This is a genomic window from Mesorhizobium newzealandense, assembly GCF_042682145.1.
Taxonomy (GTDB): Bacteria; Pseudomonadota; Alphaproteobacteria; order Rhizobiales; family Rhizobiaceae; genus Mesorhizobium; species Mesorhizobium newzealandense.
On the sequence record NZ_JBHUGZ010000001.1, the window covers coordinates 212,436 to 235,057 of the forward strand.

General features: G+C 63.4%; 18 protein-coding genes. 17 read left to right on the plus strand and 1 reads right to left on the minus strand.

All coding sequences use genetic code 11. The features are described 5' to 3' along the window. The first annotated feature begins 20 nt into the window (after positions 1-20). A complete protein-coding gene (locus ACFSOZ_RS01015; RefSeq protein WP_379092443.1) occupies positions 21-194 on the plus strand; it encodes a hypothetical protein in 174 nt (57 codons plus the stop codon). Positions 195-236: 42 nt separating this feature from the next. On the opposite strand, the gene tssH is transcribed toward ACFSOZ_RS01015, so the two are convergent. Beyond that, complete coding sequence (gene tssH, locus ACFSOZ_RS01020; protein ID WP_379092446.1) at positions 237-3,047, minus strand: type VI secretion system ATPase TssH; 2,811 nt, start codon at positions 3,045-3,047, stop codon at positions 237-239. Between the two features lie 333 nt (positions 3,048-3,380). Between tssH and tssA the strand changes: the two genes are divergently transcribed. The 16 genes from tssA to ACFSOZ_RS01100 are packed head-to-tail and all read left to right on the plus strand — an operon-like array spanning position 3,381 to position 22,559. After that, positions 3,381-4,550, plus strand: a complete 1,170-nt coding sequence (gene tssA / locus ACFSOZ_RS01025) for a type VI secretion system protein TssA (protein ID WP_379092449.1) — start codon at positions 3,381-3,383, stop codon at positions 4,548-4,550. 6 nt (positions 4,551-4,556) lie between these two features. Beyond that, on the plus strand, positions 4,557-5,096 hold the full coding sequence (gene tssB, locus ACFSOZ_RS01030) for a type VI secretion system contractile sheath small subunit (protein WP_379092452.1): 540 nt from the start codon (positions 4,557-4,559) through the stop codon (positions 5,094-5,096). Positions 5,097-5,099: 3 nt separating this feature from the next. Then, positions 5,100-6,605, plus strand: coding sequence for a type VI secretion system contractile sheath large subunit (gene tssC, locus ACFSOZ_RS01035; RefSeq protein WP_379092455.1), 1,506 nt, complete (start codon positions 5,100-5,102; stop codon positions 6,603-6,605). 47 nt (positions 6,606-6,652) lie between these two features. Beyond that, entirely contained in the window at positions 6,653-7,108 is a 456-nt protein-coding gene (locus tag ACFSOZ_RS01040) for an Hcp family type VI secretion system effector (protein ID WP_379092458.1), read from the plus strand. Further along, on the plus strand, positions 7,095-7,850 hold the full coding sequence (tssE, locus tag ACFSOZ_RS01045) for a type VI secretion system baseplate subunit TssE (RefSeq protein WP_379093793.1): 756 nt from the start codon (positions 7,095-7,097) through the stop codon (positions 7,848-7,850). Before ACFSOZ_RS01040 ends, tssE begins: the two co-directional genes overlap by 14 nt. A 1-nt stretch (position 7,851) precedes the next feature. After that, on the plus strand, positions 7,852-9,726 hold the full coding sequence (gene tssF / locus ACFSOZ_RS01050; RefSeq protein ID WP_379092461.1) for a type VI secretion system baseplate subunit TssF: 1,875 nt from the start codon (positions 7,852-7,854) through the stop codon (positions 9,724-9,726). Next, positions 9,690-10,757 carry a type VI secretion system baseplate subunit TssG gene (gene tssG / locus ACFSOZ_RS01055; protein WP_379092464.1) on the plus strand — a complete coding sequence of 356 codons (1,068 nt, stop codon included), beginning with the start codon at positions 9,690-9,692 and terminating at the stop codon, positions 10,755-10,757. Before tssF ends, tssG begins: the two co-directional genes overlap by 37 nt. Then, positions 10,754-12,226: a type VI secretion system-associated FHA domain protein TagH gene (gene tagH / locus ACFSOZ_RS01060; protein WP_379092467.1), complete on the plus strand. Its 1,473-nt coding sequence runs from the start codon at positions 10,754-10,756 to the stop codon at positions 12,224-12,226. The genes tssG and tagH overlap by 4 nt, the downstream gene beginning before the upstream one ends. Positions 12,227-12,229: 3 nt before the next feature. Next, positions 12,230-12,682: a type VI secretion system lipoprotein TssJ gene (gene tssJ / locus ACFSOZ_RS01065; protein ID WP_379092469.1), complete on the plus strand. Its 453-nt coding sequence runs from the start codon at positions 12,230-12,232 to the stop codon at positions 12,680-12,682. A 39-nt stretch (positions 12,683-12,721) separates the two neighbouring features. Continuing rightward, entirely contained in the window at positions 12,722-14,056 is a 1,335-nt protein-coding gene (tssK, locus tag ACFSOZ_RS01070) for a type VI secretion system baseplate subunit TssK (protein WP_379092472.1), read from the plus strand. A 4-nt stretch (positions 14,057-14,060) separates the two neighbouring features. Then, the gene (gene icmH, locus ACFSOZ_RS01075) at positions 14,061-15,383 is read left to right on the plus strand and encodes a type IVB secretion system protein IcmH/DotU (protein ID WP_379092475.1); all 1,323 of its coding nucleotides are present in this window, start codon (positions 14,061-14,063) and stop codon (positions 15,381-15,383) included. A gap of 1 nt (position 15,384) precedes the next feature. Next, on the plus strand, positions 15,385-18,921 hold the full coding sequence (gene tssM / locus ACFSOZ_RS01080; RefSeq protein WP_379092477.1) for a type VI secretion system membrane subunit TssM: 3,537 nt from the start codon (positions 15,385-15,387) through the stop codon (positions 18,919-18,921). Then, positions 18,903-19,445, plus strand: a complete 543-nt coding sequence (tagF, locus tag ACFSOZ_RS01085; RefSeq protein ID WP_379092480.1) for a type VI secretion system-associated protein TagF — start codon at positions 18,903-18,905, stop codon at positions 19,443-19,445. The genes tssM and tagF overlap by 19 nt, the downstream gene beginning before the upstream one ends. Next, complete coding sequence (locus ACFSOZ_RS01090) at positions 19,445-20,551, plus strand: DUF2169 family type VI secretion system accessory protein (RefSeq protein WP_379092483.1); 1,107 nt, start codon at positions 19,445-19,447, stop codon at positions 20,549-20,551. The genes tagF and ACFSOZ_RS01090 overlap by 1 nt, the downstream gene beginning before the upstream one ends. Further along, on the plus strand, positions 20,548-21,561 hold the full coding sequence (locus tag ACFSOZ_RS01095; RefSeq protein WP_379092485.1) for a beta-ketoacyl synthase N-terminal-like domain-containing protein: 1,014 nt from the start codon (positions 20,548-20,550) through the stop codon (positions 21,559-21,561). Before ACFSOZ_RS01090 ends, ACFSOZ_RS01095 begins: the two co-directional genes overlap by 4 nt. Then, positions 21,558-22,559, plus strand: coding sequence for a DUF4150 domain-containing protein (locus ACFSOZ_RS01100; RefSeq protein WP_379092488.1), 1,002 nt, complete (start codon positions 21,558-21,560; stop codon positions 22,557-22,559). The genes ACFSOZ_RS01095 and ACFSOZ_RS01100 overlap by 4 nt, the downstream gene beginning before the upstream one ends. Positions 22,560-22,622: the final 63 nt, after the last annotated feature.

The following is a 22,622-nucleotide window of genomic DNA, read 5'->3' on the forward strand; positions in this document are numbered from 1 at the left end:
CCATGAAACAGGAGGATGGAATGCAAACCGAACTCGCGGCCGAAGACGAGAGCAAGGACGAATTTTTCGAACGGCTGGCCAAATTGTCGGAAGAGATGGTGGCCAAGCACGGCAAGGATTTCAGCATGGGCGCCCTGGTGCTCGCCGCGCGCTGGATCGCCGAGAACCGCGTTGGGCGGTTGAAGACGAATTAGGCTGACCAACGAGCCTGTCCGTTCTGAAGCGAACGGCAGCGGCTACTCAAAGGAATAGGTGAAGCCCTCCTTGGAGGCGCCAACGGTCACCTTGGTCATCTTTTCGCCGCCGAGCGACCGGTTCAGCACGCCGCGGCTCAATTCCGGCAGAAGCGTGTTGGTCAGGATGGCATCGATCATCCGCCCGCCGGATTCGATCTCGGTGCAGCGGGCCTTGACCAGATCCATGACACCGTCGCCGATCACCAATTCCGCGTCGTTGGTCGCACGCAGCCGGCGCGCGATCTTGGCGAACTGGTGACGGGTGATCGCTTCGATCATCGAGTCCGAGAGCGGATAGTAGGGAATGGTCACCACCCGGCCGAGAAAGGCCGCCGGGAAGACCTTCAGCAACGGGCTGCGCAAGGCAGTGTCCAGATCGTCGAGCCCGGCCCGCAGCGTGCCGTTCCTGGTCCGGTCCATGATCACCTCCGAGCCGACATTCGAGGTGAGCAGGATCAGCGTGTTCTTGAAATCGATGCGCCGGCCCTCGCTGTCGTCCATCATGCCCTTGTCGAAAACCTGGAAAAAGATCTCGTGCACGTCCGGATGCGCCTTCTCGACCTCGTCGAGCAGGATCACCGAATAGGGTTTGCGGCGGACCGCCTCGGTCAGGATTCCGCCCTTGCCGTAGCCGACATATCCGGGCGGAGCGCCCTTCAAGGTAGAGACCGTATGCGCCTCCTGGAACTCGGACATGTTGATCGAGATGAGGTTCTGCTCGCCGCCATAGAGTGTTTCGGCCAACGCCAATGCGGTTTCGGTCTTGCCGACGCCCGAGGGGCCGCAGAGCAGGAACACGCCCACCGGTTTTTCCGGCGCGCCGAGCCCGGCGCGGCTGGTCTGCACACGCTTGGCGATCATCTCCATGGCGTGATCCTGGCCGACCACGCGTTCGGACAGGGTCGCGGCGAGCCGCAGCGCCTTCTCGGTCTGGCTCGACAGCATCCGCCCGGTCGGAATTCCCGTCCAGTCCTGAACGACCGCCGCCACGGCGTTGCGGTCGACCGACGGCAGGATCAGCGGCGTTTCGCCTTGCGCCTCGGCCAGTTCGGCCATCAGTTCGCGCAGCCGGGCGAGATCGGCGGCCGGATCGGGCGGCGAAGCCTTGGCAGCCGCCGGCGCCTCCACATCGGTCTTGGCTGTTTTGGTCTTGGCCGCTTTGGTTTTGGGCGTCTCAGTTTTTGGCGTTTCGGTCTTGGGCGGCTCAGTCTCGGCTGCGTCCGCGCCTGCTGTCTCGGTATCGGTCTCAGGCGTCTCCACCGCATCGAGCGGCACACCTTCGCCGCGCAGCCTGGCACGCAGTTCGAGTATCTCGGCAACCAGGGCTTTTTCCCGATCCCAACGCTGCTGCGCGGCGGCCAGCGTAACCTCGGTTTCGGCAAGCCCGGTGTCGACCCGTGCCTGCCGCTCGGTCACCTCGATGCCGATCGCGGCCTCGCGGCCGATGATGCCGCGCTCGACCTCGAGCGCCTGGCGGCGACGCATGATGTCTTCGACCTCGGCCGGCGTGGCGTGCTGCGATATGGCGACACGGGCGCAAGCGGTGTCGAGAAGGCTTACCGCCTTGTCGGGCAGTTGCCGCGCCGGGATGTAGCGATGCGACAAGCCGACCGCCGCCTCGATCGCCTCATCCAGTATCTGTACCTTGTGGTGCTGCTCCAGGACGCCGGCCACACCGCGCAACATGAGAACGGCCACCGCCTCCGACGGCTCGTCGATCTTCACCACCTGGAAACGACGGGTCAGCGCCGGGTCCTTCTCGATGTGCTGCTTGTATTCGGCCCAGGTCGTTGCCGCGATGGTACGAAGTTCGCCACGCGCCAGCGCCGGTTTCAAGAGATTGGCGGCATCGCCTGTTCCTGCCGCGCCGCCGGCGCCGATCAAGGTGTGGGCTTCGTCGATGAACAGGATGACCGGCGTTTCGGACGATTGAACCTCATCGATGACAGCCTTCAGCCGTTTTTCGAATTCGCCCTTCACGCTTGCACCCGCCTGCATCAATCCGACATCGAGCATGCGCACGCTTACCCCTTGCAGCGTGGGCGGCACATCGTCCTGGGCGATACGCAAGGCAAAGCCCTCGACCACCGCGGTCTTGCCGACCCCGGCCTCACCGGTCAGGATCGGGTTGTTTTGCCGGCGTCGCATCAGGATATCGACGATCTGCCGGATCTCCGGATCGCGGCCGACGACCGGATCGATCTTGCCGTCGCGGGCGCGCTGGGTCAGGTCGGTGGCGTATTTGGCCAGTGCCGAGTCCCCGCCCGGAGCCCGCTTCGGCATTTCGGCCGCGGGAACCGCGATAGCCGCGCCGGCTTCGAGCGAACCTTCCATGACATCGGCGAACCGAGCGATGACCGCGCCGGCGTCGATCTTGTCGAACTCGCCGCTGATCTTCGACAGCAGGCCCTCCAGCACCGGCGTCTTCAGGCAGGCAAGGAGAATGTGTGCGCTGCGGACTTCCTCGACGCCGAATTCCAGCGTTGCCAGGTTCCAGGCTTCCTGGATGGCATGGAAGATATGGTCGGAAAATTCCTCGATCGACGTTGCGCCATAGGGCAGCTTGTCGACGGCGCGGGTCATGTCGGCCGTGAGCCGGCTCGCATCCAGTCCCGCATCGGCGATCATCATTTGCACATCCGAGCGCTCGGAAAGCACCAGCTGCTCGATGAAGTGGACGAGTTCGACGTAAGGATTGCCGCGCAGTTTTGCGGTGTCGGCCGCAGCCTTGAAGGCGCGCACACCGACAGGATTGAGCTTGCCGACCAGTTCCTTGCGTTTGAAGCTCTGCGACGACCGGCGCTGTTCCATCGAACGTGCTCCTGCAATCTGCCAGCCGATAACCTGCCACATAAGCCGTCACTTGACAAAGCGGACGATGGACGAGGTCTCAATGCACGGTTCAGCCGGCTTCCTCCGTTTTTGGAAGTCCTGCACCACCGGCAGTAAACAACCGCGGAATTGCGCGCTTGTGCGATGCATTTGCCATACACGGTTCGGCAATCACAGCACGGATTGCGGCACTCGAGGCGATCGCGTTTAGCTTCTGTTAATTTTTGAGGCAGTCGTTGAATTGTGGTAAAGTGCAACGGTGTGATAACGTTGCGTCACGTACGGTTTTAGGGCCGGTCGCTGGGGGTTGGTGTGATTGATCTCGCACTCTGGCTTGCTCCGCTCGACGGTGAAAATCCGTCCGGGGAGGATTTGCGCAACGATCCGGCTTTTCATGAGCTGGAGCGCCTGACGGAAGCCCAGGTCAAGGTCGTCCACGACGGCAACAACAAGGCCACCTCGCAAAGCACCATTCCGGTCGACTGGCCCGCGGTGCTCGCAAAGGCGGAGGAATTGCGCGCGCATGGCCGGGACCTGCGCCTGCTCGTCATCGTCACCCGCGCGCTGGCCAATGAAGAAGGACTGGCCGGGCTCGCGCAGGGTCTGACCCTCATTGCGCAGACCTTCGACCAGCATTGGGAAACCATGCATCCGGCACTGCGGCCCAACGCTGGGCCACGCGATGCCGCCTTGCGCCGTATCAACGCGCTGCTCGACCTGCAGAATGGTCAGGACGGGTTGTTGGCGAACCTGCGGCAAATGACGTTCTTTGCGCCGCGCGCAATCGGCCCGATCCAGGGCAAAGACCTGGAAAAGGGTGCGCTCGACGACCGTGTCATGCTCCAGGAAGCCGCCTCGGGGTTGAATGCGGCGGAAAAAGCCGCACTGGTCACAGCGCACGGACAACTCCTGAACCGGGTGCGTGCCGGATGCGCGGCACAGATAGATCAAGCCAACGCAGAGATGGTCGTGCTCATCGCCGACGCCCGGGCAGCGATCGCGGCCCTCGATGCGGTCGAGACCGCCCTCAACACTCGTCTCGAGGGCGGCGGCGCTCCCGTTCCGGAATTAAAACGGTTTCTGCAGCGTTTGCTGACGACCCTCGAACGGAATTCGGCAGCCGGGGTGGCCAATGGCGCGGCCAAGCCGTCCACGCCGGCAGAACCGGAAACGCCTGCCCGAAACGGTCATGGAGCCGATACGATGGCAAGTATGTCAAGCTACGCGGACTCGAGCACGGGGCTTCCCGACCGGATTTCCTCGCGCGACGACGTGGTGAAATGCCTCGACCTGGTCGTCGCCTTCTATGACCGCACCGAACCGTCGAGCCCGATTCCGCACCTGGCTCGGCGTGTGCGCCGGATGGTGCACATGGATTTCGTTGAACTGATGGAAGATCTCGCCCCGTCGGGGCTGAAGGAATTCCGGCTTCTTGCCGGCGTTCCCGACGTCAAGAAGACGGCTCAGAAGGATGAAAGGTAACAACACATGCCAGCCGAAAGCAAAGCGAAGGTCATCGAACGAAATCGCGCGCCGCGGGTGCAGATCGCCTACGACGTGGAAACCTACGGTAGCCCAACGACGATCGAACTGCCGTTCGTCATGGGCGTGATGGCCGACCTTTCCGGCGCTTCGCAAACCAAGGAAGCGTCGAAGTCGGTGCTGGACCGCTCCTTTGTCGAGACAGACGCGAACCGCTTCCCCAAGTTCATGGAGGCGCTCGGGCCGCGCGTCAAAGCCCGGGTGAAGAACACGCTGCCGCAGGCCGAGGGCCAGGAGCGCGACGAGGAACTGGCGCTCGATCTGACCTTCACCAAAATGGGTGATTTCGCCCCGGACAAGATCGCCGAGCAGGTTCCGCAACTGGCCGAGATCCTCAAGATGCGTCGTCAGCTCGAGGAACTGCTGGGCTTCATGGATGGCCGCGTCGACGCCGAAAAACGCATTGCGCAGCTTCTGAACAACGAGCCGCTTCTTGGCAAGATCGCCGGCCAGGCGCTGGCCGACGACGACAAGGTTGGGGAGTAAATCATGGCCGAACAGCAAAAGACCGCCGCCGTCGCCGCCGAGGCCGAAGCCATAGACCTGGGAGAATTCAGCGGGCTTCTCGAGAAGGATTTCAAGGTCAAGAAGGACGACAGCGAGAAGCTGCAGCAACTCGTGCGCAATCTCGCGCTCGCGGCGCAATCCCGTTCCGACACCACGACCATCTCGTCCAATGCGATCAAGTCGATCAAGTCGCTGATCGCCGGCATCGACAAGATGCTGACGACACAGGTCAACGAGATCCTGCACGCACCTGAGGTGCGCGAAATGGAAGGCACATGGCGCGGCCTCTGGTATCTCGTCAACAACACCGAGACGGATCAGAAGCTGAAGATCCGGGTGATGAACATCTCCAAGGAGCAGCTGGCCGACACGCTCGAAGACTATGAAGGCCAGATGTGGGATCAGAGCCCGATCTTCAAGAAAGTCTATACGGACGAGTATTCGATGCTTGGCGGCGAGCCGATCGGCTGCGTGGTTGGCGCCTACGAATTCTCCAACCACCCACGCGACGTCGGTCTGCTGCGCAACATCTCCGGCATCTGCGCCTCGGCGCACACGCCATTTATCGCAGCCGCCTCGCCGCGCCTGTTCCGCATGGACAGCTGGCAGGAACTGCCGAACCCGCAAGACCTGCAGCAGATCGTCTCCAACCCGGCCTATGCCTCGTGGCAGTCGTTGCGCGAGAGTGAGGACGCTCGCTACATCGGGCTGACCATGCCGCGCGTCCTGGCGCGTCTGCCATATGGCACGGATACCGTTCCGGTGAAGGGCTTCACCTTCGAGGAAGAGGTGCAGGGCGATCACAACAAATATGTCTGGATGAACGCCGCCTTCCCGATGGGCGTCAACATCAACCGCAGCCACAAATTGTTTGGCTGGGGCACGCAGATCCGCGGCGTCGAGAATGGCGGCACGGTGCTGAACCTGCCGGTGCACAGCTTCCCGACCGATGATGGGTCGATAGCGATGAAATGTCCGACGGAAGTCGCCATCGACGACCGGCGCGAAGCGGAACTGGCCAAGCTCGGCCTGATGCCGATCCTGCATCGAAAGAATACCGATCTCGCGGCCTTCATCGGCGCACACTCGCTGCAGGACGACGAGACACGGGCGGGACGGCTGGTCGACCCCGACGCACAGTCGAACGAGCGGCTGAGCGCCAACCTGCCGTATCTGTTCCCGGTTTCGCGCTTTGCGCACTACCTCAAGGCCATTGCGCGCGACAAGGTCGGCTCGTTCAAGGAGCGCTCCGACATGCAGATCTGGTTGACCGAGTGGATCAACCGCTACGTGCTGGCCAACCCGGCCTTTGCCGACGACAAGGCGCGCGCCAAGCGCCCGCTTGCCGCCGCCGAGGTCCAGGTGGACAGCGTGGAGGGGCGGCCGGGCTATTACAATGCCCGCTTCTATCTGCGCCCGCACTACCAGCTGGAGGGCATCAATGCCTCGCTCCGACTGGTGTCGGAACTGCCGTCCGTGAAGACTTGATTTCCAGCAACCAGACTTTGTTTTGTTGAAAGCGGTGGAGAAAGACAATGCCAGTAAAGATTGATGGTTTTCTGAAGGTTCCCGATATCAAGGGCCCCAGCACCCGCGACGGCCACGATGACGAGATCGAAATCCATGGCGTCGACTACAAGATGGTCGCACCTTATGATCCGAATTCGCTGTCACGCCGTGGCCGCGTCTCCATGGGCATGATCAAGTTCATCAAACACTACGACAAATCCTCGCCCTATCTGAAAAAGGCTTTGTTCGACAACAAGGCCCTGGATGAAGTGGTGTTCTCGGCACGCCGGACCATCGATGGCGAGACCAAGGATTACCTGGTCGTTACCCTCACCGACGCCTCGATCATGGAATACGACATGTCGCAGGCAGAGGATGAGGAAGACCTGATCCAGGAAGAAGTCAGCTTCGCCTACAAGAAGATCAAGTTCGTCTATGACGGCAACGATGAAGCCGAAATGGATGTCTATGTCGGCAAGTGAGGCCCGGCGGCCCGGCGCGGGCAAGCAGCAGACCAGCGGCAGCTTGCGTGCAAAAAGCGAGGCGGTCCAGCCGTCGCTTTGGGATCGCCTCGTCAATGACCTGCCGGGCCTGACCTCGGAAATAGACGGGCTGCGCCATGTCTTGCTTGACGAGCTTGGCGCGGACCGCCTCGACACACTTGTTGCCGGCAGTGCGCGGACCATCGATGCCGATGCGGAACTGACAGCCGATCAGAAACGCCGTCTGCATCGATTGGCCTTTCAGACCCAGCACCGCGTCGAGATCGAAAGCCGTGGCGTGGTGGTATCGGCCCGTGTGCTCAGGGAAGCGGTGCGGCGTGACATCGAGGCGCTCTTCAACACCGAGCGCTTCGAGGCCACCCCGCTTCTTTCCGACCTGGAAAACGAACAGCTGTCGGACAATCCCCCTTCGCTCGCCGATTTTCCGGAGGTCCGTCGAAGCGTGGTCAATTACGGCGTGCCTTCCTTCTCGGGCCGGTCGTCCCGCGACTTTGATCGCGACGTGCTGGCGCGTGAGATCCGCGCGGTGCTCGCCACCTTCGAGCCTCGCCTCAAGGAAAGCGCAACGAAGGTTACGGTCACTCTTGGCGACAAGACGGTTGGCCTGAAGATCGAGATAGACGCCGTGCTGATCATGACGCCGACGCCGGAACGCATGCGCCTGCGCACCACGATCAATCTCGATAACGGCTTGGCGCGGACCGAAATTAGGGACGCCTGAGATGGATCGGGTCTTCGTCGAATATTACGAGGAGGAACTGACCCATATCCGTGGCCTCGCTGCGGAATTTGCCGACATGCATCCGGCGGTAGCGCGCAACCTTTCCCTCGATACGGTGCCGTGTCCGGATCCGTATGTCGAGCGGCTGCTGGACGGCGTCGCCTTCCTGGCCGCGCGCACACGGCTGAAGGTCGACGCCGAGCGCTCGCGATTTTCACGCAGCGTGCTCGATGTTCTCTATCCCGACCTGGTCACGCCGGCGCCGGCAACGGCAATGGTGGTGCTGAAACCCGGCCAACAGGTCCAGACCATGCTCGCCGGCCACGTCGTCAAGCGCAACACGCGGCTGGTTTCCAGCCTGCAGCCCGGCCTGTCGACGCGCTGCACGTTCTCCACCGCGCAAGAAATGACCCTATGGCCGATCGCGATCACGTCGGTCAGCTATTTTCAGGATCGCAGCGCGCTGGCCATGGCCGGCATAGGGCCGATCGGCGGCGTCGGCGGCGCGGCGGCGCTCCGCATCACGCTGGCCCGGACCGGAAAAGGCAAGCTCGACGAATTGGCGCTCGACCGGCTCGACCTCTATTTTGCCGGGCGCACCAAGGCGCCGCTTCTGTTCGACGCGATTTTCGGTGCTTGCTCGGCCGTTGGCGCACGCGCGGAGGGCAAGACCAACCCGTTGGCGCCCTTGCCGGCACCCGAAATGGTCGGCATCAGCGACGACGAAGCCTTGATGCCGCGCACTCGTCCGACATTCGAAGGATACCGCCTGCTGCGCGAATACTTCATGATGCCCGAGCGCTTTCACTATGCGCGGGTTTCGGGGCTGCAGCCCGTCGTGCGCAAGTGCGGAGCCGGGCTCGAGATCATCTTCCTGTTCAGACGCCCGGTGCCTGAACTGGCCGACCTGACGCCGGCGGACTTCGAACTTTTCGCGACGCCGATCATCAATCTGTTCGAACGTGAGTGCAACGTCGTCGATATCGATGCGCGCAAGACGCGGCAGGTGCTGCATGCCGACCGAACGCGGGCGCGCGACTTCGAAATCTATCGGGTCATCCGCGTCGAGGACGCCGACACGGAAGGCAACGACGCCGAAATCCCCGAGCTCTTCAGCCTGGGTCAGAATCGCGGCAGTGGCTGGGTCTATTCAACCGAGCGGCGCCCTCGCCGCGCGACGGAAGAGGAGCGGCGCGACGGCCTGACGCGCACGTCATACACCGGGGACGACGTTTTCCTGGCCATATCCCGGCCGCCCGCAAGCCCGGCGAACCGTGTGCTGAAGCGTCTCGACGTCATGGCCCTTTGCACCAATCGTGATCTGCCGATCCTCGATGACAATCCGACATTGACGCTGGAGGCCGGCGACCCGGTCGAAACCGTCCGGCTGCTTGGCGCGCTGCGTCCTCCGCAGCCGGCTATCCCCGCGGCACTGCCCACCGGGGCCGACGGTGAATCGCGTGCCGACGATCTGGCCTGGCGGCTGGTGGCGCAGCTGGCGCTCAACTTTCTCAGTCTTGCCAAGGAAGGCCGCGGCATCGACCCCCTGCATGCGCTGCTCGACCTTTATGCCGACCGCGGCGATCCCAGCCTTGCCCGCAACGTGCATTCGATCGTGCGTATCGACTCGCAGCCGGTCATCGAACGTCTGCAGATCGATGGGCCGATGTGCTTCGGACGCGGCACCGAAGTGACGTTGCACGTCGATCAATCGGTCCTGGCCGGCCAAAGCACCTTGCTGCTTTCGGCCTTGCTGGCGCGGCTGTTTGCCCGTCATGCCGGAATAAACGGCTTCGTGCGGACCCGCACGAGGCTGCTGCAGAAGCAGGAGGATGTGCCATGGCCGATGACGCCCGGCAATCGCTACCTGATCTAGACAAGCCCAGCCCGAACCGGGCCGAAGGTGTGTCCGAAGCGTTCGACTTTTTCGAACTGCTGCGCCGTCTCGAACAGCGGAGCGGTCTGTTCGGCCATGCCGGCCGCCCCGACCGTGAGCCGGCACGGCTCGGCCAGCATGTGCGCCTCGCCTTTTCGGCGCGCGACCTAGTTCAATTCCGCGAAGCCAGCGACGAGGCGCCGGCCCGGGTCACGGTTGCAAATCTCGGTCTGCTGGGACCCGAGGGTCCCATGCCGCTGCATCTGACGCGCTGGGTGCTCGACCGCCTGTCGCAGCGCTGGTTCGCTGGCGCCGACGCACAGCTGACCAGCGACACGACGTTCGTGGACTTCGTCAACATTCTGCAGCATCGCATGATCGCCCTGTATTATCGGGCCTGGGCGGATGCGCATCCGGCCGTACAGGTCGAACGCCCGGTCGGTGGGCGCGTTCGCGCCATGCTTGAAGCGATGGCCGGGATCGGACTTCCCGGCACCCAGAACACCGATCTCGATACGGTGAAGCTTCGCCAGGCGGCTTCGCTCGCCACCCAGGTCGACGGCCCGGAGCGGCTGACGCTGTTCCTGGCGGAAGCGTTCAAGGTGCCGGTCCAGATCAAGGAGTTCATCGCCGCCTGGATGACCATACCAACCGGCCTGCAGACCCGCCTTGCAAAGGCCTATGCAGGGCTCGGCCGGGGGGCGACGATCGGCCCGCGCGTTTTCAACCGCCAGAGCAGAATCGAACTGCGTGTCGGGCCGCTGGGGTATGAGGACTTCAAGGCGTTCCTGCCCGGCGGCCAGAAGCTCAAACTGTTCAAACAGGCGGTTCGCGACATGGTCGGGGAATCGCTCGACGTCGACCTGCGCATCGTGCTTGCGCGTGACGCAGTGCCGCCGCCCCGTGTCGGAGCGGTACAGCTCGGCCGGACCGCATGGCTTGCGCGGCCCGCTGAAAGGGGCGATGCTGACGACATGCGGCTGCGGACAATCGTCGGATGGCGGCCGGAAATGGCGGAGGTCGCGGCATGAGTCTGCTGCTGACGCTGGAGCAAGGGCCACGCACCCAGGCGGTACGGCAGACCCGGCTGGACGAGGGTGAGCTGGTGATCGGCCGCAGCGCGGACGCGGGCTGGCAGATCGACGACCCCGACATGTTCGTTTCGCGAGCTCATTGCAGGATCTCTGGCGGGCGAGACGGATATTTCGTCACCGACACGTCGAGCAGCGGATTGTTCATAAACGACTCCGACAGCCCGCTCGGTGCCGGCAAGTCGACGCGCCTTCAAAGCGGCATGCGGCTGAGGCTGGGCGACTATACCGTCCATGTCGACCTGCAAACGCCAACCGCTCAAGCACCCGCGGCGGGCCAGCCGGTTCCGGAACGCCTGCAGCCGGCGTCTCGGGCGCCGGTGAGCATCGGCCGCGATGACTTCTTTTCCGCCAAAGTCGAGGAAGAGCCGCGACGGCCACGTCCGGCCGACCTGCCGAACCCGTTCGAGCAGCCGGTTGCCGGCGCGTTCGAGCGTGCCGCCTCCAGCCAGCGCAGCTCGCCTGCTTTCGATGACCCGTTCAGCCTCGATCCGGTGGCAACGCCTGTGTCGAAAAATGCCGCCCCTTATCCCGAACCGGGTGGCGCGGCGAGCCAGGCCGACCCATTCAGCCTCGACCCGGTGCCGTCCCCCGGCCGCGGAGCCGAACTCGCCGCGGGAAAGCTGTCCGATTTCAACGATGATTTTGGTTTCGGACCAGCCGTGGCGCCGAGTTCGGCAAACGGCGCCGGCTCGACCGGACAGCGCGAGCGCATCGCCCAACGGCCACAATCCGCCAATCCCTGGGATTTGCCCGTGCAGCCGGCGGAGGCCCCTCCTCCACCACGCGTGGGCGCTGCCGCCAAACCTGCCCGCCCGCCGGCAGCGGCGGAGCCGGGGGAAACGGCGCTTCGCTCCGCATTCCTGCGCGGCATGGGCGTCGAGGAAGCCGATTTCCCCGGACGCGACAGCATCGCGGAAATGGAGAAGTTCGGCCGCGAGTACCGGCTGATGATGGAAGGCCTGATGCAGCTTCTGCGCAAGCGGGCCGAGGAAAAGGGAAACGCTCGCGTCGCCCAGACCATGGTCGGGGCCTCCGAAGTCAATCCGCTCAAGTTTCTGCCGACGGTCGACGACGCCATCGTGACGCTTATCGCCGAGCGCAGCCCCGGATTTCTCGCCGGCGAAGCGGCGATCGCCGACGCGGTTCGCGATCTCGCGCAACATCACGTTCGCGCCTGGCGCGGCATACAGGCCGCTTTGCGGCGGATGATCGACCGTTTTGACCCGGCCGCGATCGAGGAAGAGCTGAAGTCGAATTCGGCGATCGGCACCCTGCTTTCGGGCGGGCGCGGCGCCAAGCTGTGGGAGCTTTACCAGAAACGTCATCGTGAAATCGCCGAGAGCGCGGAAAAAAGCTTCCTTGGCGAAATCGGCACTGATTTTCGAGATGCATATGAGGAGGAGTGAGAGATGATCGATCGACGTGAATTTGTCGTCGCCCTTGGCGCGACGGGGTTGCTTGCGGCCTGCCAGAGCGGTCCGCCAAAACCATCGGTGATCACCGTCAACGTCACCGGCGGGACCGGCATGAACCCCGGGCCAGGTGGCGGCGACCGGCCGGTGACGGTTCTCGTGATGCGGCTGAAAAGCACCGGAAAGTTCAATTCCGCCGACTACTTTGCGCTGCAGGGGGATGCCGGCACGGCGCTGGCAGGCGATCTCATCGGGTCCGACCAGATCGCTGTCGCGCCGGGAAAATCCGCGTCCAAAACCATCACCGTCGAGCCGGACGCGACGGCGCTGGGCTTCGTTGCACTGATCCGCGAGCCTGGCGGCAGGAACTGGCGGACAACCAAGTCGGTGTCGCCGGGATCAAAATTCACGATCAATGTCACGCTTGGCAGCGGCGGCATTTCCGCCTAGCGGCCAGGGCAAGGGGAGCTCAATGCAGAGAGTAGCGGCATGAGCGATGCAAACAGGGTGCTATGGTCCGAAGGGCTTTTCCTGCGGACCCAGCATTTCCAGCAGCAGGATCGCTTCTTCGAGGCGACGGTGCGCGGCGCTTTGCAGGCCGGGCAACTGCACACGTTTGGCTTTCAACAGCTGACGCTGGACCAGGCATTGCTGGACGCCGGCCAGATCTCGATCCTGTCCGCAAGGGGCATCTTTCCGGACGGCACGCCTTTCTCCATTCCAGACATGATGGACGCGCCGCGACCGCTGCCGGTCACCGCGGATACGGGTGCCGGACCGGTGCTGGTCGCCTTGCCGCTGGAGCCTCCCGGCGGTGTCGGCTTCGATCCGGCGCACGCCGCCGCCTCGGGAGCACGATACCATGGGCGGATCGTTTCGGTGCGGGACGCCGTCCAGGGCGGTTCAGACGCTGAGGAAATCGAAATCGCCCGCCCGCAGGCGCTGCTGCTTGCACCCGGCAAGTCGGTCGGCGGCTACACGGCGCTGCCGATAGCCGACCTCAAGGGGGTTCGAGCCGATGGCGGCGTCTCCCTGGACGAGACCTTCCTGCCACCGACGCTGGTTACCGGAGCGGTGGCCTGGTATCGGCAATTGCTGCTGGAAGTTGTCACTGGCCTCGACCAGATCGCCGAGGCGCATGGCAAGATGGTCATGGGCGGGCCTGGGCGCAGCGTCGAAGACCTGCTGATGCTCAATCTCGCCAATGCGGCGCGTCCGCGGCTGGCCCACATGCTGGCTCAGGATGTCTTCCATCCGGCCGAGCTCTACCTGGAACTTGCCGGGCTCGCCGGTTCGATGGCGACCTATGGATCGAGCGCGCGGCGGCTGGGCGAGTTGCCCGCCTACGATCACATGGCGCCCGGCCCCGCCTATTCGGCGCTGGCGGATGCGCTGCGCTCGCTCATCCTCAGCCTGCGTTACATCGAGCCGAAATCGCGTGCGCTGCCGGTCATGCGGCATTCGACCAACGTCTGGAAAATCCGCATCGACAACCCGAAGCTGCTGGTCGCCAGCCGGATCGTCATCCGGGTCGGTTCGGAGCTGTCGGAGGACGCGCTGCGCAAGATATTCGTCAATCAGGCGACTGTCGGCTCGGCCGACCAGTTCGAGGGCCTGTGGAAATCGCGTTTGCCCGGCATTCCGCTGAAACCGCTTCATTCCCAGCCGCGCGAGATCCCTTACGATGGCGATCGGCTATGCCTCGAGCTGGACCAGAAAAGCGAGTACTGGGCATCGCTGCTCGATGCTCCCGGCTTCGTCATCGGCGTTTCGGGCGTGTTGCCAAGCGAGCCGCAGGTGGACTGCTATTCGGTGAACAGGTGAGATCATGAGCCGCGATGATCCTTTCGGACTGTCGGAGGATCGCGAACGCACCCGCATACGATTGACCGGCGCGCCCATGCCACGGCCGATGGCGCCACTGTTACCGGGCGCGGTGGTAAAGCGGTCTCGCACCCACCCGAACGCACTCGTCAACGCATTCGCGCCCCTGCTCGAGTTCGCTCCCGAGCTTGAAAGCGCGCTGCCGCCGGACAATCCGGAAGTATTGCGGACCCGATTGCTCGAGGAGCTGGTTCGGGCCCGCGACACGGCAATGTCGGCGGGGTCCTCGATGGAGCGGGCAGACCAGGCAGCCTGGGTGGTGGCGGCGTTGCTCGACGATCTGGCTTTGAACACACCATGGGGCGGGGCCAGCGCCTGGCCGCGCCAGCCGCTCGTGGTCATGCTGCGCGGCGATGTCGATGCCGGCACGCAGTTCTTCACACGTCTCGACGAACTCGAGCGCCATCCGAACCGGGATCGCGAATTGCTGGAACTGCAGTATGACTGTATGGCGCTCGGCTTCCGCGGCAAATATCGTGTAGCCAACCGGTCAGGCGACCGCTCGCTCAATGCCGTTCGCGTGGCGGCGGCACGCTTCCTGCGCGATGCCGACGCCGAAGGCGCGCCACTGTCGCCAAACTGGAAAGGCGTGATCGCATCCGACGAGCCGCAGCGCTTCATCGTTCCGATCTGGGTCATGGCGCTCGGCGCGGCGGTTGTTGCCACGGCAATCCATGTCGGGCTCTCGATGGGACTGAGCAGCCAGGCGGTCGAGCTTTCCGCACTCGTTCGCGCGTTGCCGCCGCCTGCACGGGGCGACATCAGCCGTACCTCGCCCAAGGTCGATGCCCCGCCACCGGAGAAAGTGGATTTTGCGCTGTTGCCGGAATTTCAGGCCGGGGCGCCGGCCGACCTCAAATCCGCCCTCACCGGCACCGAGAGCGTTTCGCTGGCCAAGCTGATCATCCAGGCCTCCAACCCCGAACTGTTCCAGTCGTCGCGGCCACAACTGACCGAAGGTTTCGAGCCGCTGATCGGGGCGATCGCCAAGGTGATCCTCGCCAATCAGGAACTGATCGGAAACATCACGGTGGTCGGTCATACGGACAGCGTTCCGCTGCAAAAGACCAATCCGCTGTCGACCAACCAGCGGCTGTCCGAGGCGCGCGCCCAGACGATTGCCGACATGCTGGTCCAGAACGGAGTGCCGCAGGACCGCGTCCATTCCGAGGGCCGTGCGGCCACCGATCCAGTGGCCAGCGACAGCACGCGCGAGGGGCGAGCCTTGAACCGCCGCGTCGAGGTGCTCGTCGAAAAGAGGCTGTGAGATGTTCATCCTGCGCTTCCTCTGGGCGGTTCTGACATCGCGCTGGCTGTGGACGCTGATCGGCATCACGCTGCTTTCCCTGGTGATCTGGGTGTTCGGTCCGATCGTCAGGGTTGGTCCCTACGAACCGTTCGCCTCTGAAAATGTGCGCATCGTCATCATCGCGCTGCTGGTCATCTTCTGGCTGATCTGGCTGATCGTCGCCCAGCGCCGGGCGATCCGCGCCAACCGCATGTTCATCGCGGAGATTGCCGCGCCGGCGGTGGAAAAGCCGCTCAGTCCCGGCGAAGAGAATGTCGCCGCCGTGGGTGCCAAGTTCGCCGAGGTGATGGTCGAACTGAAGCGCCGCAAGCTGGGCGGGCGCAAGTTCCTGCGCGAGATGCCATGGTATGTGATCGTCGGGCCGCCGGCGACCGGCAAGACCACGGCCTTGCGGCAGTCCGGACTGAATTTTCCGATCGACCTTACCGACGACCTGCAAGGGGTCGGCGGCACGCGCAACTGCGACTGGTTCTTTTCCGAAAACGCGGTTCTGATCGACACCGCCGGCCGCTATGTCCAGCAAGAGAGCCAGCCCGACGTGGACGCGGCGGAATGGCTGGGCTTCCTCGACCTGTTGAAGAAGCACCGCGGCCGCCGCGCGCTCAACGGCGTGATCGTCGCGCTTTCGATCGACGTGCTTTCGGAGGGCGACGAAGCCATCAAGGCGCACGGCCGCAAGATCCGCCGCCGGCTGGCCGAGCTCAACGACCGGCTCGAAATCCGACTTCCGGTCTATCTGATGCTGACCAAGGCCGACCTGATCAAGGGTTTCGAGGCTTTCTTCGGCGGCTTGTCCACCGCCTCGCGCGAGCAGGTATGGGGAACCACCTTCGCGCTGGATGCGCGCGTGGATGCCAAGACCATCGAACGGGAAATTTCGACGCTGGCGACGGAACTCGAGCGGCGGCTGGTGCCGCGCCTGGAGGATGAGGACAAACTCGCCGCCCGTGCCGAGATCTTCCGGTTTCCCGCCCAGCTCGCAAGCCTGTCCGAACCGATCCAGGTGCTGGTCGAGGCGATGTTCGGCGAAAGCCGGTACGAGGAGGTCGCCTGGCTGCGCGGGCTCTATCTGACATCGGCGACGCAGGAAGGGGCGCCCATCGACCGGCTGACCGCGGCGCTGTCCTCTTCCTTCGGCCTTCCGCCACGGCGGGCCCTGCCAGCGCCAAGGATCGAGAAACGCAGCTTCTTCCTGAAGAACCTGCTCACCGAAGTCATCTTCAAGGAAGCAGGCCTCGGTACGTTCGACCCGCTGGCGCAACGCCGCCGCGCCTGGATCTGGCGGGGTGCGGCTGCCGCCTGCGCGGTGACGGCGTTGCTGGCCGGCGGGCTGTTCACCTGGTCCTACTACGACAACCGCAATGCGATTGCGGCCCAGGCAGGCCAGTTCGAAGCGCTGCAGACGCCGCTGACCTCTGTTGCCGCAACCCCGGCATCGGTGGAGCAGCCCGCCATGGACGGCGCGCTCGACGCGATGGACGCGGTCGCAACTGCCCGGACGGCACCACCGGGCGCCGCCCAGGACCTGCTGGGGCCATCAGCCTCGGCGGAACTGATGCGGGCCCAGACCGACACCTACGACCACGCCCTGCGCAACGTGCTGGAGCCACGCATGGTCGCACTGCTCGAGGCGACCATGTGGCGGCAGATCCGCGATCCGGATTTCATGCTCGGGGCGCTGAAGACCTATCGCATGATGACCGGTCTGTCGCAGATGGATCCCGATTACGCCCAGAACTGGTGGGTGAACAGTCTGCCAGAATTCGCGGCCGCGGCGCCGTTTCCGACCGCCGATGCCGAAGAGCATCAGCTTGCCGCCATCCGCCGGATGACGGTCGACGAAAGCTATATCGCGCCCGACCAGGCCCTGGTTGCCGAAGCGTTGAAAACGGTGTGCACGATTTCGTTGCCGGCGCGTGCCTACAAGCAGTTGCTGGCCGATCCGGCAGTGGCCGAGCTCAAGGAGTGGATCCCGGCCAATTTCGCCGGCCCCAACGGTGGCAAGGTGTTTGCGCGGCGTTCCGGCAAGACACTTCGCGTCGGCATTTCCGGAGCCTTCACCTATTCCGGCTTCCACGACGTCATTCTCGATCGCATCGACGATGTCGCCGCCCAGGCGGCGCTCGATCGTGCGGTTTTCGCCGGCGGCTGTTCGGAAAACTCCGAAACCTCGGTGTCGGCGCTGTCCGAGGATATTCTGAAGCTCTACTATGACGACTATATCGCGCAATGGGACAGTTTCCTGCGCGACATGAGACTCGCGCCATTGACCGATCTCAATATCGCCAGCGAAAATCTGAAGGACCTGTCGAGCGCCGATTCAGCGCTGAAGCGGCTGCTTACGGCGGTCGTTCAGGAGACCGAATTGACGCGCTCCGATGAGGCGCCCGCCGACAACAAGGCGGCGGCCAAGGGCGCTTCGAAACTGCTCGGCAAGCTTGGCAAGCTCGGCAAGCTGGCGAGCAGCGGTGCGAAACTGCTTCCCCGCGCCGGGTCGGCCAGCGAGGTGGACCTTACCGGCAATCTGGTGGCCGAACATTTCAAACCGCTCAAGAGCACCATCGCCGAGGTCGACGGCCAACCGCCGGCCCTGGATGCCGCCGTCGTCGCGCTGACCGCGCTTTCGAACGTGCTGCAGACGGTCACCGCGAACCCCAATCCACAGGATGCCATCAAGAAGCAAGGCGGCCTTGCCGAACTGACGGGTGCGGTGGCCAGGCAGGCCCAGATCCTGCCCGACCCCATCAATAGCTGGCTGGGCGGCATTGCCGGTGACACCAGCAATCTCACTCAAAAGGCGGTCACTTCGGAGCTCAACGCCATCTGGCGGGCCGACATACTGCCATTCTGCCAGGCGGCGCTGAACGACCGCTATCCCTTCAGCGCCGACAGCGCGGTGGACGTCAATGTGCGCGATTTCGCCCGCCTGTTCGGACCGGCCGGGCTGATCGACGGTTTCATCAACGACCACCTGATCAACTATGTCGACACCACCAGCCAGCCATGGAAATGGCGCGCCGATTTCGGCCTCGATGCTTCGGCGCTGGCGGCGTTCGAGCAGGCCAGACACATCCGCGACGATCTGTTTCCCGGTGGTACCGGACCGGTGATGAGCTTCACGCTCGAACCGAAGGACCTGTCCCCCAACGTCACGCGCGTGACGCTCAATCTCGATGGCCAGAGCCTCGTCTACTACAACAACGCGACGCGGCCGCAACCGATGACGTGGCCCGGCAAGGACGGCACCGGCGTCATTTCGCTCGCCTTCCAGCCGATCGACGGCTCGCCCGAAATCATGCTCAACGAGACCGGCAGCTGGGCCTGGCTGAGGATGCTGCGCAGCGGCCGTTTCGCCGGCACCTCGCTGACCGATGTCTACAGCCTGCGCCTGGGCACGAAAGGCATGTATGCCGATTTCCAGCTCAAGGCCGCCAGCGTCGAAAACCCCTACAATTTGGAAATGTTCAAGAAGTTCACATGTCCGCCGCAGATATGAGCCTGCCAGGCTTTTACGGAAAAATGCCCGCAACCGGCGATTTCGTCACGCGGCGACTGCCGGGGGACTTTGTGCGCATCTGGGACCGCTGGCTGGCGCAGCATCTCGTCCCGCTGTTTGGTTCGGAATTTTGGCCAAGTGCAACCGCGTTGCGCTTCCTGGCTGGCCCGGCTTCCTTCGGCGCATCGGCAGGCATCATTGTGCAGAGTGCCGACAGAGTCGGCCGACAATTCCCTTTGACAGTCGTTGCGCGGCTTGCTGAAGCGCCCGTTCGGCTGGCCGACGCCGAGGCGTGGTTTTCCAGCATCGAAGAGGCTGCGTTCGCCGCCCAGAACGGCAAGTTGACGCCCGATGAACTGAATGCCGCGCTGGCCGCACTGCCGGTTCCGCCTTTCGAGCCAGGCGACGAGGTCATCGGTGAGCTGGTAATGTGGACCGCCCGGTCGGACCTTTTCGACATCGACCCGCAATCGCCGCAAGCGACGCTGGAACAGATCTTCGCCGCCAGTTGGGAGACCAGCTGATGCAGATCTGGAACCAGACCGGCTTTGCGCATGAATTCACCATGGGCATGGACAAGGACGCCCGTGAGTACATCGTTGTTGTCGTCAAGGGCACTTATGATTTCCCTACGGAGCCGGGCGGGCCTGTACGCAAGTCGGTCGAGCAGGCGCCGTTGGTCATGGCCGACACCCAGACCGGCGTGCCCGGCTATTCGGCTACGCTGTGGGAAACAGACTTCGCCTTCCGCAAGCCGCGCTGCGACGTAATCGCCAACGGCTGCGCCTACGCGCCGGGCAGGCGCCCAGCCGAGCGCGTACCGGTCGGAATCAAGGTTGGCAATTGGTCAAAACTGTTCGAGGTCGTCGGCCACCGCGAATGGCGCTCCATCGGCCCGCTCTTTACCGCCACGTCGCCGCAACCCTTCCTGAAACTGCCCATCTCCTATGACGTCGCCTGGGGTGGCGTCGACAGGCTGGATCCGGAGGACAAGCTTCCCGCCAGCTACAAATACAACCCGGTCGGAACCGGCTGGTCGCGGACCAGGAACCAACGGCTCATTCCTGGCTTGCGGCTGCCTAATACGCAAGCTGTCGGCGAGGATGTCCGCACGCCGTTCGGCGACTACAAGCCGATGAGTTTTGGCCCGATGGGCCGCGGCTGGCCGGGACGTATCGAATTTGGCGGCACCTACGACCAGAACTGGATCGATAATATTTTTCCGTTCCTCCCGCCGGATTTCGATGAGCGCTATTTCCAGATGGCGCCGCCAGACCAGCAGATCGACCATCCAAGAGGCGGCGAGGATGTGCAGTTGATCAACCTGACGCCGGCCGGCAAGGAAAGCTTCCGCCTGCCCAACACGGTGCTGTCCTTGACGCTGTTCAAAGGTCGCGAAAAAGCGTTCGAGGGCGAGCTTCTGCCAGATACGGTGTTGTTCGATCCGGAGAAGCGGCAGTTTTCGCTGGTCTGGCGGGTGCAGCAGCGCCTCCAGCGCACGATCCTCGATATTTCGGAATGCTGGATCGGTCCGCCGACACGCGGCATGCTACGCGCCTATACCAAGCGCAAACGCTACATTCGCATGTTCAACACTCCGCTTCGCTTTGAAGAGGACGAAGCCGCATGAATGCTGACCTCGACATCGTCTCGGCGGGCATGGTAACGGCAGTCGGCCTCGATGCGCCCTCGAGCTGCGCAGCCATGCGCGCTCGTCTTGACGGTTTCCGGGAGACGCGCTTTCTTGGCGCCGCCGGCGAGTGGCTGATCGGTGCGCCCGTCCCGCTGCCGCGCAACTGGATGGGCGCAAAGCGCCTTGCCCATATGGCCGCCGCAGCCATTGTCGAAGCGTTCGAAGCGATGCCCGAGGCCCGGGGCAGGACGGCCCTCGTTCTTTGCCTAGCTGAGGAGGACCGCCCCGGGCGTCTGGCGCCCGACAGCCGACTCCTGCTTACTCAGATCGAGCAAATCGCAGAAATCGCGGGGCCTATTGCCTCCCGCGTCGTCGCCCATGGCCGCCCATCAGGCCACGTTGCGTTAGACGTGGCCCGTCGCCTGCTCGCCTCCAATGAGGCTCCTTTTGTGATAATTGTCGGGGTGGACAGCTATCTGACCTCCCAAACTATCAACCATTACCTCGCCCGGGAGCGGTTGCTCACGCCACGGAACTCGAACGGATTCATTCCGGGGGAGGCCGCTGCTGCGATTCTCTGTGCGCGTACGGGCGGCACCATGCACCTCGCAGGGCTCGGTCTGGTACGGGAGAGAGCTCATATTTACAACGAGATGAATATTCCCTTCCGAGGGGAAGCGATGGCAGCGGCTTACAAGGAGGCATGTGCTGGATCAGGCTGCCTCCATTCAGATATCACTCTCAAGATGGGAGATCTCGTCGGCGAAACATACTGGTTCCAGCAGTGTGCCCTCGCCATGCTGCGCACACAGCGCGAGCACTCGGAGGTGCGGCCAATATGGTCGTTGGGCGCGAGCTTGGGGAATATCGGGGCGGCCGCCGTCCCGGTGATGCTGGGCTGGGCGCTGTCGGCGATACAACGTGGCTACGCGCCATCGGGGCCGATACTAATCGAGGCCTCGGGCGATGACGGCGCATGCGGCGCTGCCGTGGTGGAGGCAAGATGACTGTCTTCGCAAACGGACGAGAAATCTCGGCAGAGGCGCAAGGATGCAAGGTCATTGCAGACTTTCCGGACACATGTTTTACACCGCCCGAGAACCCGGCAACCCCGCCAGGCGTGCCCGTCCCGTACCCTGATTTTGGGTTCGACTCCGATCTGGCGTCAGGCAGCGGAACCGTGAAGATCGGCAACAAACCTATCAGCCAGGAAAATAGCAGCTACTATAGCAAATGCAGCGGCGATGAGGCCGGGGCGGCGGCAAAAAAAGGAATAATCACCTCAAAAAATACGGGCAAGGTTTACGCTCACGGCTGGTCGTCGGACGTCAAGGTCGAGAGTAAGGGTGTCGTTCGACTCGGTGACATGGCCACCAGCAACCACGGAACCGATCCCGGCGATGCGCCTCCGATGGTGATCGTCGGAAAGCCGGCATTCGGAATTCCTGGCGATGCAGACTGCATGGTCGGCAGCTTCGAGGACATCCACGACAAGTGTAACGCCAAAAAGGACCCTACTGATCCATTGGCAAAGCCGGGTACACAAGGTGTAGCTCACCAAGCTCACCATATTGTCCCGGACCGCTGTTTTCGCGTCAATAGCGAAGATCGAATGGCGAACCCACCGTTTCCCAGCCGGGACCAGGGCATTTGCATCTGCATCCCTCGCGTGAACCACTCGGCCGCTCGGCCGGCGACCGGCGAAGACGTCACGGTGCACCATCACCTGGACAATGCTTTGACCGAACTCGGCGAACAAGTCGCAACAAGAGCCAACCCACGCGGCGTCGAGAAAGTAGATAAAATAAGAAACCAATGTTTGGCTGCTCTTGCTGAGCTAGTCGATGATCCTGTGTCAGCCGACTGCTTCGAAGTGGCATCTGAAAAAGTGACCGAGCAAACAGAGCCAATCAAGGACAAGTACGCTCGTGCGGAAAAGAGTTCCAGCAATATGAGTTCCGCCGCCAAGGGCGTCCTGAACAGGCAGCATCTGCCCACAGCATGAGCTCGATGCCAAGGGAGTATTGAACAACCAATGAGGCGGAAACCAGAGATAACAGGAGGTGTC

What these genes read in the sequence shown, in the direction of transcription:
- tagF (WP_379092480.1), top strand. Translation starts at nt 18,903, where the DNA reads ATGTCCGCCGCAGATATGAGCCTGCCAGGCTTTTACGGAAAAATGCCC.
- tssJ (WP_379092469.1), top strand. Translation starts at nt 12,230, where the DNA reads ATGATCGATCGACGTGAATTTGTCGTCGCCCTTGGCGCGACGGGGTTG.
- tagH (WP_379092467.1), top strand. Translation starts at nt 10,754, where the DNA reads ATGAGTCTGCTGCTGACGCTGGAGCAAGGGCCACGCACCCAGGCGGTA.
- tssG (WP_379092464.1), top strand. Translation starts at nt 9,690, where the DNA reads ATGGCCGATGACGCCCGGCAATCGCTACCTGATCTAGACAAGCCCAGC.
- ACFSOZ_RS01100 (WP_379092488.1), top strand. Translation starts at nt 21,558, where the DNA reads ATGACTGTCTTCGCAAACGGACGAGAAATCTCGGCAGAGGCGCAAGGA.
- tssC (WP_379092455.1), top strand. Translation starts at nt 5,100, where the DNA reads ATGGCCGAACAGCAAAAGACCGCCGCCGTCGCCGCCGAGGCCGAAGCC.
- icmH (WP_379092475.1), top strand. Translation starts at nt 14,061, where the DNA reads ATGAGCCGCGATGATCCTTTCGGACTGTCGGAGGATCGCGAACGCACC.
- tssH (WP_379092446.1), bottom strand. Translation starts at nt 3,047, where the DNA reads ATGGAACAGCGCCGGTCGTCGCAGAGCTTCAAACGCAAGGAACTGGTC.
- ACFSOZ_RS01095 (WP_379092485.1), top strand. Translation starts at nt 20,548, where the DNA reads ATGAATGCTGACCTCGACATCGTCTCGGCGGGCATGGTAACGGCAGTC.
- ACFSOZ_RS01090 (WP_379092483.1), top strand. Translation starts at nt 19,445, where the DNA reads ATGCAGATCTGGAACCAGACCGGCTTTGCGCATGAATTCACCATGGGC.
- tssB (WP_379092452.1), top strand. Translation starts at nt 4,557, where the DNA reads ATGCCAGCCGAAAGCAAAGCGAAGGTCATCGAACGAAATCGCGCGCCG.
- ACFSOZ_RS01015 (WP_379092443.1), top strand. Translation starts at nt 21, where the DNA reads ATGCAAACCGAACTCGCGGCCGAAGACGAGAGCAAGGACGAATTTTTC.
- tssM (WP_379092477.1), top strand. Translation starts at nt 15,385, where the DNA reads ATGTTCATCCTGCGCTTCCTCTGGGCGGTTCTGACATCGCGCTGGCTG.
- tssK (WP_379092472.1), top strand. Translation starts at nt 12,722, where the DNA reads ATGAGCGATGCAAACAGGGTGCTATGGTCCGAAGGGCTTTTCCTGCGG.
- tssE (WP_379093793.1), top strand. Translation starts at nt 7,095, where the DNA reads ATGTCGGCAAGTGAGGCCCGGCGGCCCGGCGCGGGCAAGCAGCAGACC.
- tssF (WP_379092461.1), top strand. Translation starts at nt 7,852, where the DNA reads ATGGATCGGGTCTTCGTCGAATATTACGAGGAGGAACTGACCCATATC.
- ACFSOZ_RS01040 (WP_379092458.1), top strand. Translation starts at nt 6,653, where the DNA reads ATGCCAGTAAAGATTGATGGTTTTCTGAAGGTTCCCGATATCAAGGGC.